Origin of the sequence: Streptomyces sp. NPDC056361, assembly GCF_042262805.1 — a bacterium.
Classification (GTDB): Bacteria; Actinomycetota; Actinomycetes; order Streptomycetales; family Streptomycetaceae; genus Streptomyces.
Genome location: NZ_JBHJQI010000219.1, coordinates 1 through 9204 on the forward strand (window position 1 = coordinate 1; position 9204 = coordinate 9204).

A 9204-nucleotide genomic window follows, 5' to 3' on the forward strand; every position below is an offset into this window, starting at 1 on the left:
CTGGTGCGTGCTCTCTGCGTGCCGGGTGGAAGTCCGCGTACTGGACGTACTCGGGCTTTCGCCCGGTGCGGCGAGAGCGCGTGCCAGGCGTCGCGAGGCAGGCGGGAATGTGACGACAGGCCCTAGGACCTGCCGGCGCCGGGGACGCAGTGACGCGGGCTCGGCTCCGGCACGCTGCGGGGATCGCCCGGGGATCAGCCCCGATAGGCCTCCAGGAGGCGCAGCCAGGCCTCGCTCAGGGTGGGGTAGGACGGGACGGCGTGCCAGAGGCGGGCGATGGGGACCTCGCCTGCGACGGCGACCGTCGCCGAGTGGAGCAGTTCCCCGATGCCGGGGCCCACGAAGGACGCGCCGAGGAGGACCTCGCGGTCGAGGTCGACGACGATCCGGGCGTGCCCCCGGTAGCCCTGGGCGTACAGGCCGGCCCCGGCGACCTGCCGCATGTCGAGGTCGACGGCCCTGACCCGGTGGCCGGCGCGCTCGGCCTCGGCGAGGCCGAGGCCGACGGCGGCCGCCTCGGGGTCGCTGAACACGACCTGCGGGACGGCCGCGTGGTCGGCGGTGGCGGCGTGCGCGCCCCAGCGGCCGGTGTCCAGGGCCGGGTCGCCCAGGGCGCGGGCGGCGATGGCGGCTCCGGCGATGCGCGCCTGGTACTTGCCCTGGTGGGTCATGAGCGCGCGGTGGTTGACGTCCCCGACGGCGTAGAGCCAGTCGGTGCCGGTGACCAGGAGGCTGTCGTCGACGTCGAGCCAGGACCCCGGGGGCAGGCCGACCTTGTCCAGGCCGATGTCGTCGGTGCGCGGGGCCCGGCCGGTCGCGAACAGCACCTCGTCCCCCTCGACGTGGTCGCCGCCCTCCAGGACCACGGTGACCGGACCGGTGCCCCCGTCGCGTACCACCGCGGTGACGACGGCCCCGGTACGGACGTCCGCGCCGCGCGCCGCGAGGGCCGCGGCCACGTGCTCGCCGACGAACGGTTCCATGCGCGGCAGCAGGCCCCCGCCCCGTACGAGCAGGGTCACCTTCGCACCGAGGGCCTGCCAGGCGGTGGCCATCTCCACGCCCACCACTCCCCCGCCGACGACGACGAGCCGCTCCGGCACGCGGTCGGAGCTGGTCGCCTCGCGACTGGTCCAGGGATGCGCCCCGGGCAGTCCGGGCAGGTCGGGGAGGACGGCGCGGGTGCCGGTGCAGACGGCGACCGCGTGCCGTGCGGTGAGCACGTGGCGCTCGCCCTCCGGGCCCGCGACCTCCACCGAGCGCGGCCCGGTGAGCCGGCCGTGGCCGCGGAAGAGCCGGGCGCCGATGGAGTCGAGCCAGTCCACCTGGCCGTCGTCCTTCCAGTGGCCGACGACGGCGTCCCGGTGGGCGAGCACCTCCATGGCGTCCAGCGGGCCGTAGACCGACTCGCGGAGTCCGGCGACCTTTCGGGCGTCGGAGCGGGCGAGCGCGGGGCGGAGCAGCGCCTTGCTGGGCATGCAGGCCCAGTACGAGCACTCGCCCCCGATCAGCTCGCTCTCGACGATCGCGGCGCTCAGGCCGGCCGCCCGCACCCGGTCGACGACGTTCTCGCCGACCGGCCCCGCGCCCAGGACCACCACGTCGTACGCGTGCTCGGCATCCACCGCATCCACCGTTCGTGTCATGGGTCCCAGTCTGCTGGCAGCGGTCCGGAATAGCGCGGCTCGATACGCCGTTGTGCGGGGCGAGTCCCCAGGGGACCGTGAGGACACCGCCAGGAGACCCCCGAAAGGTAGGAAGCATGAGCACCGTAGAGCTCACCAAGGACAACTTCGACGAGGTCGTCAGCGGCAACGACTTCGTCCTGATCGACTTCTGGGCTTCCTGGTGCGGTCCCTGCCGTCAGTTCGCCCCCGTCTTCGAGGCCGCCTCCGAGCGCCACGAGGACCTGGTCTTCGCGAAGGTGGACACCGAGGCGCAGCCGGAGCTGGCCGCCGCCTTCGAGATCCGCTCGATCCCGACGCTGATGATCGTCCGCGACAACGTGGCCGTGTTCGCGCAGCCGGGCGCGCTGCCCGAGGCCGCCCTGGAGGACGTCATCGGCCAGGCGCGGAAGCTGGACATGGACGAGGTCCGCAAGTCCGTCGAGGCCGCGCAGCAGAAGTGACCCGCCGGGCGTGACGCCCGGGGAGGTACCCGCGCGAGAGGGGTACGGGAGAGCCTCCCGTACCCCTCTCGCGTTCGCCTGCGCCCGGCTTGGTGCCGTGGGTGGCGGTTCAGCGCTCCAGTACCAGGGCGAGGCCCTGGCCGACGCCGATGCAGAGCGCGGCGAGGCCCGTGCCGGAGCCGGCGGCGGCGAGCTGGTGCGCCACCGAGCCGGCGAGGCGGGCGCCGGAGGCGCCCAGCGGGTGGCCGAGGGCGATGGCGCCGCCGCGCGGGTTCACGATCTCGGGGTCGAGTTCCGGCCATTCGGCGAGGCAGCCGAGGGCCTGGGCCGCGAAGGCCTCGTTCAGCTCGAAGGTGCGCAGGTCGGCGAAGGAGCGTCCGGACTTCTCCAGGGCCCGGCGGACCGCCGCGACCGGGCCGAGGCCGAAGAGCTGGGGCTCGATGCCGGTGACCGCGGACGTGCGGATGCGGGCCAGCGGCTCGCGGCCGGTCTCGCGCAGCCCCTCCTCGTCGACGAGGAGCAGGGCGGCGGCGCCGTCGTTGAGCGGCGAGGAGTTGCCCGGGGTGACGGTGCCGCCCTCGGTGCGGAAGGCGGGCTTGAGCTTGGCGAGCGCCTCCATGGAGGTGGCGTCGCGGATGCACTCGTCGCGGGCGAGGTCCACTCCCGGGTAGGGGACGACCTCGTCGTCGTACAGGCCCTTCGCCCAGGCCTCGGCCGCCTTGCGGTGGCTCGCGAGGGCGAAGGCGTCCTGCTGCTCGCGGGCGAGGCCGTGCCGGTCCGCGACGAGCTCGGCGCCCTCGCCGAGCGCGACCGTCCACTCGGCGGGCATCCTCGGGTTGGTCATGCGCCAGCCGAGGGTCGTCGAGTGGAGCTGCTGGTGACCGGCGGGGAAGGCCCGCTCGGGCTTCTGCAGGACCCAGGGCGCGCGGGACATCGACTCGACGCCGCCGGCGATGGCCACGGAGGCGTCGCCGAGCGCGATGGCGCGGGCCGCCTGGATCACGGCCTCCAGGCCGGAGCCGCAGAGGCGGTTGACGGTGACGCCGGGGACGGAGACGGGCAGTCCGGCGAGCAGGACGGCCATCCGCGCCACGTCCCGGTTGTCCTCGCCCGCGCCGTTGGCGTCGCCGAAGTACACGTCGTCGACGCGCGCCGGGTCGAGCGCGGGCGTGCGGTCGACGAGGGCCTTCACCACATGGGCGGCGAGGTCGTCGGGACGCGCCTGGGCGAGGGCGCCGCCGAACTTCCCGATCGGGGTGCGGACGGCGTCGACGATGTAGACGTCGCGGATGCTCATCGGTTCTCTCCCACGTGACCTGCGTGCCTGCGTGACCTTCGGAACGACGCTGTTCGCCTGGTGAAAAAACCTTCGCCGGCGTGCGCGCGCAGAGTCTGCGTCGGTCGGCCCGCCCTGTCAACGGGCCGATTCGGGACGTCCGGGGCGGAGGGGCCGCACGTCAGCCGCGGTCGGCGGGGCGGACCAGCGCCGTCAGGCCGCAACGGAGGGGCCGCACGTCAGCCGCGGTCGGCAGGGCGGACCAGCGCCGTCAGGCCGCAACGGAGGGGCCTCACGTCAGCCGCGGTCGGCAGGGCGGACCAGCGCCGTCAGGCCGTAGTCGAGCTCGCGCCCGTCGACGAGGAGTGCCTCGACCGTGCGCGTCTCCGGGTCGATGTCGGCCCTGATGCCGTGCCCCTCGTAGATCGGGTAGCCCGACTCGCCGTGCCGTCCGGTGGCCTCGACGACGGCCGAGCGGACGGCGCTGTCCGTCACGGAGGCGCCGCCCCGGTCCTCCACGTGCTCGGCCACCAGCAGGATCTCGAAACGCTTCGGAACTGTGCTCATGCACCGACGCTAAGCGCTCGACCGGACTCCCGCCGGACGACGCCGGGCCGCCCGGACGATGCCGGGCCACCGGACCGCGCCGGGCCGCCCTACGGCGCCCGCGCCACCGGACCACGCCGAGCCGGTCCGCCGAGGCCGGACCACCGGACCACGCCGAGTCGGTCCGACGACGCCGCGCCGCCGGACGGATTCCCGCCGGTCGGCGCCGAGCGCGCCGTCCGGGATCCCGTCGGGCGTCGGCGGGCGCGTCAGCTGGACTCGCGCCGGACGACCCGCGAGTCGAGCAGGGAGCGGGTGACGGGCTCCGCTTCGGGTTCGCGGACGGCCTGGTCGACGAGTTCGGCGAGTTCGCGGCCGAGGACCATGTCGATGCGGACGGTGCTGAGCCGGGGGCGGAGGAGGCGGCCGAGGAGCAGGTCGTCGGAGCCGATCACGGCGGTCTCACCGGGTACGGAGACGCCCTCGTCCTGGAGCGCGCGCATCAGGAGCATCGCGTACTCGTCGTTGTACGCGAAGACGCCGTCGAGGCCCTCCTCCCGCCACCGCGCGGCGAGCGCCCGGGCCGACTCCTCGTCGTACCGCAGCGGGAGGGGGACGACGGTGGCGCCGGTGCCCTCGGCCGCGCGGCGAGCGCCTTCGAGGCGGGGTGCCGCGAACATGTCGAGGCCGGGTTCCTCCGGGATGACGACGCCGATGCGGCGGCGGCCGGTCTCCACCAGGTGGGCGGTGGCCACCTCGCCGACCCGGCTCTGCTCCATGACCAGGGCGTGGGTGCCCTCCACGCGCTGGGTGCCGAGGGTGATCACGGCCCGGGCACCGGAGCGCTTGAGGATCTCGACGCCCTGCGCGGTGACCTCGGCCTCGCCGAGCGAGACCACGGCGACCGGCCGCAGCTCGGCCCAGGCGCGGGCGGCCTCCTCGGGCCGCATGCCGATGCTGCCGTACTGCACCACCGTGTAGTCGAGGCGCCGCAGGGCCCACTGGAAGTCGTTGAAGAACTGGCTGTACAGCGGTCCGACCGGGACGTGGGCGGTCGGCAGGAGCACCATCCGGCTGTGGCCGGCGCGCAGGCTGCGGGCGGCGGCGTGCGGCACGTACCCGAGCTCCTCGGCCGCTTCCCTGACCCGGCGGCGGGTGGGTTCGCTGATGCGGACGGCGGAGGTGTTGTTCAGGACGTACGAGACGGTGGCCCGGGAGACGCCCGCGAGGCGGGCGACGTCGGCGCTCGTCGGGACCGCGCGCCCGGCGGGGCGTTCGGGGGACTGTTCGGTTGGCTGGCTCATCGCTTCGGCATCTTTCCAGAACAATCCGGCACAGGGTCTGGCGGATGGCCGGAATTGAATGCTACACAATGCTCACACGTGTCACTGACACGTGTAAACGATCTGTTCAATCCGCTCCTCGCCCCCTCATCGGGCGATCTCCCCAGGAGGGCACCGTGGCCCTTTCCTCCCCCGGCACCGGCTCCGCCACCGGCACTTCCGGCACCGCCACCGCCGACTCCCCCGCCGGCCCCCGGCCGACACGCGGCCTGCTGCCCCTGCTCCTCGCCGGGAACACCGCGATGTACGCCCTGTACATCGGCGTCCCCGGCATGCTGCTCGCGCTCCAGATCGAGGCCATCGACCCGGCGGACAAGGTGGCGAACTTCGGCCTCGTCTCCGGCATATCCGCGATCTTCGCCACCGTCTTCAACCCGGTCGCCGGCGCCCTCTCGGACCGCTCGGGACGGCGCAACCCGTGGATCCTGGCCGGCGGCCTGCTGGCCCTGCCGGTGATGCTGCTGCTCGGCAGCGTCCACACGATCCTGCTGGTCACCATCGCCTGGTGCCTGGGGCAGGCCGTCATGAACTTCTACCAGGCGGCCATCACCTCCGTGGTGCCCGACCGGGTGCCCGTCGCCTCGCGGGGCAAGGCGTCGGCGGCCGTCGGCCTCGGCCTGCCCATCGGCTCGACGATCGGCGCCCTCGTCGGCGCCGCCTTCTCCGAGGACTACCGCACCGGCTACCTGGTCTTCGGCGCGATCGTCGCCGCCACCGCCGTGCTGTTCACGACCTGCGCCCGCGAGGAGCGCATGCCCCCGAAGGCCGCGCTGCCGGTCAAGGAGCAGATCGCGGCCTTCGGCAGCGCGCTCAAGGACCACGACTTCCGCTGGGCGTTCATCGGCCGCGCCCTGCTGGTCCTCGGCTACTTCGCGGTGGCCGGATTCCAGCTGTACATCCTGAAGGACCACACCGACCTGCCCGCCGGGCTGACCCCCGAGGAGGCGGTGGCGATCCTCATGCCGCTCAACTCGGTCGCCATGGTGGTGTCCACGGTGCTCGGCGGCTGGCTGTCGGACCGCTACGACCGGCGCAAGCTCTTCGTGGGTGCCTCCGCCGCGCTCGCCGCCGTCGCCCTGCTCATCCCGGCCGTCTCCACCAGCTGGACGGCGATGCTCGCCTTCTCCGCCGTCAACGGCCTGGGCTTCGGCTGCTACATGGCCGTCGACACCGCCCTGGTGACCATGGTGCTGCCGAAGGCCGAGGACGCCGCCCGCGACATGGGCGTCCTCAACGTCGCCAACGCGGGACCGCAGATCGTCGCCCCGTTCGTGGCCTCGCTCGTCGTGTCGCTCAGTGGCGGATACACGGCCCTGTTCCTGATCGCGGCCGTACTGTCGGTACTCGGCGCGCTCGCCGTGCGCCCCATCCGCAGCGTGCGCTGACCCCGGTCGGCGTCCGCCGCACACCACCGGGCACGAGGGAAGGGCGGCACCGTGCGCCTGCACACCACCACCTGGGGGTCCGGCGACCGGACCGCCCTGCTCGTCCACGGCCTCATGGCCGACCACCGCACCTGGCGTCGGGTCGGACCTGCGCTCGCGGAGCGCGGCTACCGGGTGATCGCGGTGGACCTGCGGGGGCACGGGGCCAGCGGGCGGGCGTCCGGGGCGGAGCGGTACCGGCCGGACGACTACGCCGACGACCTCGTCGAATCGCTGCCCGCCGGGCCCGAGTTGGTCGTCGGCCACTCGCTCGGGGCGCTCGCCCTGGCCCGTGCGGTCGAGCGGCTGAAGCCGTCCCGGGCCGTCTACTCCGATCCCGCCTGGCACCTGGGGTCCGGGCCCTGCGGCTACCGGGCCGGCCTCTTCGTCCGGGGCAAGACGATGACCCGGGACCAGATCAAGGGGTTCAACCCCCACTGGCCCGACGAGGACGTCGACGCCGAGATGGCGTCGGTACGGGACTGGGACGAGCGGACGGCGTACGCGCTGGAGGAGTTCAGGGGCGTCGACATGTGGCCCGCCGGCGCCGCCGTCCCCTCCCTCGTCACGCTCGCCGACCCGAGCCTGCTGGTCCCGCCCGGCGCCGCCCGGATGCTGGCGGACCGCGGCTTCGTCCTCCGTACGGTGGCTGGGGCAGGGCACACCGTCCACCGGGACGACTTCGACGGGTTCATGTCCGCGCTGGACGGGTGGATCTGACGTACCGTTCAGGCATGGACGACGCGTCGATGGACTCCGCGATGGTGGGACTGCTCGGCCGGGTGACCGGCACCGTCGGTCCCGGCCTCGTCGGCGAGGTGATCGTCCGGATCCGGGGCGGCGCCGAGCACTTCCTCGCCTATCCGGCGACACCGAAGGAGCGGATCGAGACCGGAACGGTCGTGATGGTCATGGAACATCTCCCTCCACGCACCGTCTATGTCACAGCCGCGTACGACAGTTGACCGCACCGTTGAGTGCGCGCCCGTCACGGGCGCACACTCCCTTCACCGGGTCCGCTCGGCTCCGGTGAAGGGGGATCCTGCCCATGGGCATCGGCATTCTGGCGGGCATCGTCGGCGGCGCCATCGTCGTCGTGATCACCGTGTTCAAGATGATGTGGCGCGTCGCGGAACCCAACGAGGCTCTGATCATCTCCGGTTCCAACCACAAGAACGAAGGCCTGGGCGCGGGGATGGGGTTCCGCATCGTCACCGGCCGCGGCACCCTGGTACTGCCCGGCGTCCAGGCGGTGCGCAAGCTGTCGCTCGACCTCAACGAGACGCAGTTGTCGGTCGAGTGCGTCACCCACCAGGGCATTCCGCTCAAGGTGCGCGGCGTGGTGATCTTCAAGGTCGGTGACGACTTCGTGTCGATCGCCAACGCCGCCCGCCGCTTCCTCGACCAGCAGAAGCTCATGTCCGAACGCGTGCACATCGTCTTCGCCGGCCATCTCCGGGCCATCGTCGGCGGGTTGACCGTGGAGGACATGATCCGTGACCGGGAGAAGCTGACCGGGCAGGCCCGTTCGGCCTGTGGCACGGAGATGGAGAAGCTCGGTCTGATCGTCGACTCGCTGCAGATCCACGAGATCGAGGACCCGACCGGCTACATCAAGAACCTCGCCGCCCCGCACGCCGCCGCCGTCCAGCGGGACGCGCGGATCGCGCAGGCCGAGGCGAACCGGCGGGCCACCGAGGCGGAGCAGCAGGCCGCGGCCCGCATGTCCGAGGCGACCCGCGACAGCGAGATCCTCCAGGCGGGCTACCAGGCCGAGCGCGACCAGGCCTCGGCCCGGGCCCGGCAGGCCGGCCCGCTGGCCGAGGCGGCCTCTCGCCAGGAGGTCGTCGTCCAGGAGACCCGGGTCGCCGAGCTGGAGGGACACCGCAAGGAGCAGCAGCTCCAGGCGGAGGTCCGCAAGCCCGCCGACGCCATGGCCTACGAGACCCGGACGCTCGCCGCGGCCGAACGCGACGCCCGCATCTCCGCCGCCGAGGCCGAGGCGAAGGAGACCGAGCTCGCGAGCGCGGCCAAGGCCACGGCCACGCGTCTCACGGGTGAGGCCGAGGCGGCGGCCCAGCACGCCAAGGGCCTCGCGGTGGCCGAGGCCACGCGTGCGAAGGGTCTGGCCGAGGCCGAGGCGATCAAGGCGCGTGCGGCGGCCCTCGCGGAGAACCAGGAGGCCGTGGTCGCCCAGCAGCTCGCCGAGAAGTGGCCGGAGATCGTCTCCGCGGGCGCCTCCGCGTTCGGGAACGTCGACCAGATGGTGCTGCTCAACGGCGCCGACGGCATGGCGGACGTCTTCGCCAAGGCGCTCACCATGGGCGGCACCGGGCTCGGTCTGGCCCGGCAGCTGCTCGCGACGATGAACCCGGCCGGGACGGCCGTGCCGGCTCAGTCGGCCGCCCCGGCGGAGGAGGGCGTGCAGATCGCCATCGGCGACGCGGAGTGACCGCGCGCCGCACGGAGTGAGGGACCGGGCCCGGG

The 9204-nt window shown here is 73.5% G+C and carries 9 protein-coding genes; 5 read left to right on the forward strand and 4 right to left on the reverse strand.

From position 1 onward, the window contains the following. Window positions 1–194: 194 nt before the first annotated feature. The gene (locus tag ACFCY7_RS38160; RefSeq protein ID WP_376490684.1) at window positions 195–1646 is read right to left on the reverse strand and encodes a dihydrolipoyl dehydrogenase family protein; all 1452 of its coding nucleotides are present in this window, start codon (window positions 1644–1646) and stop codon (window positions 195–197) included. 116 nt (window positions 1647–1762) lie between these two features. On the opposite strand from ACFCY7_RS38160, the gene trxA reads away from it, so the two are divergent. Further along, complete coding sequence (gene trxA / locus ACFCY7_RS38165; protein WP_376490685.1) at window positions 1763–2128, forward strand: thioredoxin; 366 nt, start codon at window positions 1763–1765, stop codon at window positions 2126–2128. A gap of 109 nt (window positions 2129–2237) precedes the next feature. On the opposite strand, the gene ACFCY7_RS38170 is transcribed toward trxA, so the two are convergent. The 3 genes from ACFCY7_RS38170 to ACFCY7_RS38180 all read right to left on the reverse strand — a co-directional run bounded on the left by ACFCY7_RS38170 (window position 2238) and on the right by ACFCY7_RS38180 (window position 5254). Next, complete coding sequence (locus ACFCY7_RS38170) at window positions 2238–3425, reverse strand: thiolase family protein (RefSeq protein ID WP_376490686.1); 1188 nt, start codon at window positions 3423–3425, stop codon at window positions 2238–2240. 276 nt (window positions 3426–3701) lie between these two features. Continuing rightward, on the reverse strand, window positions 3702–3971 hold the full coding sequence (locus tag ACFCY7_RS38175) for a hypothetical protein (RefSeq protein WP_376490687.1): 270 nt from the start codon (window positions 3969–3971) through the stop codon (window positions 3702–3704). A gap of 248 nt (window positions 3972–4219) precedes the next feature. Beyond that, a complete protein-coding gene (locus ACFCY7_RS38180; protein ID WP_376490688.1) occupies window positions 4220–5254 on the reverse strand; it encodes a LacI family DNA-binding transcriptional regulator in 1035 nt (344 codons plus the stop codon). Window positions 5255–5409: 155 nt separating this feature from the next. Here ACFCY7_RS38180 and ACFCY7_RS38185 point away from each other — a divergent pair, with 155 nt between their 5' ends. The 4 genes from ACFCY7_RS38185 to ACFCY7_RS38200 all read left to right on the forward strand — a co-directional run bounded on the left by ACFCY7_RS38185 (window position 5410) and on the right by ACFCY7_RS38200 (window position 9169). Continuing rightward, a complete protein-coding gene (locus ACFCY7_RS38185) occupies window positions 5410–6678 on the forward strand; it encodes an MFS transporter (protein WP_376490689.1) in 1269 nt (422 codons plus the stop codon). Window positions 6679–6729: 51 nt separating this feature from the next. After that, entirely contained in the window at window positions 6730–7437 is a 708-nt protein-coding gene (locus ACFCY7_RS38190) for an alpha/beta fold hydrolase (RefSeq protein WP_376490690.1), read from the forward strand. 14 nt (window positions 7438–7451) lie between these two features. Next, window positions 7452–7682: a hypothetical protein gene (locus ACFCY7_RS38195; protein WP_366306345.1), complete on the forward strand. Its 231-nt coding sequence runs from the start codon at window positions 7452–7454 to the stop codon at window positions 7680–7682. An 83-nt stretch (window positions 7683–7765) separates the two neighbouring features. Continuing rightward, the gene (locus ACFCY7_RS38200) at window positions 7766–9169 is read left to right on the forward strand and encodes a flotillin family protein (RefSeq protein WP_376490691.1); all 1404 of its coding nucleotides are present in this window, start codon (window positions 7766–7768) and stop codon (window positions 9167–9169) included. The last annotated feature ends 35 nt before the right edge of the window (window positions 9170–9204 follow it).

What these genes read in the sequence shown, in the direction of transcription:
- ACFCY7_RS38160 (WP_376490684.1), bottom strand. Translation starts at nt 1,646, where the DNA reads ATGACACGAACGGTGGATGCGGTGGATGCCGAGCACGCGTACGACGTG.
- ACFCY7_RS38170 (WP_376490686.1), bottom strand. Translation starts at nt 3,425, where the DNA reads ATGAGCATCCGCGACGTCTACATCGTCGACGCCGTCCGCACCCCGATC.
- ACFCY7_RS38195 (WP_366306345.1), top strand. Translation starts at nt 7,452, where the DNA reads ATGGACGACGCGTCGATGGACTCCGCGATGGTGGGACTGCTCGGCCGG.
- trxA (WP_376490685.1), top strand. Translation starts at nt 1,763, where the DNA reads ATGAGCACCGTAGAGCTCACCAAGGACAACTTCGACGAGGTCGTCAGC.
- ACFCY7_RS38175 (WP_376490687.1), bottom strand. Translation starts at nt 3,971, where the DNA reads ATGAGCACAGTTCCGAAGCGTTTCGAGATCCTGCTGGTGGCCGAGCAC.
- ACFCY7_RS38200 (WP_376490691.1), top strand. Translation starts at nt 7,766, where the DNA reads ATGGGCATCGGCATTCTGGCGGGCATCGTCGGCGGCGCCATCGTCGTC.
- ACFCY7_RS38180 (WP_376490688.1), bottom strand. Translation starts at nt 5,254, where the DNA reads ATGAGCCAGCCAACCGAACAGTCCCCCGAACGCCCCGCCGGGCGCGCG.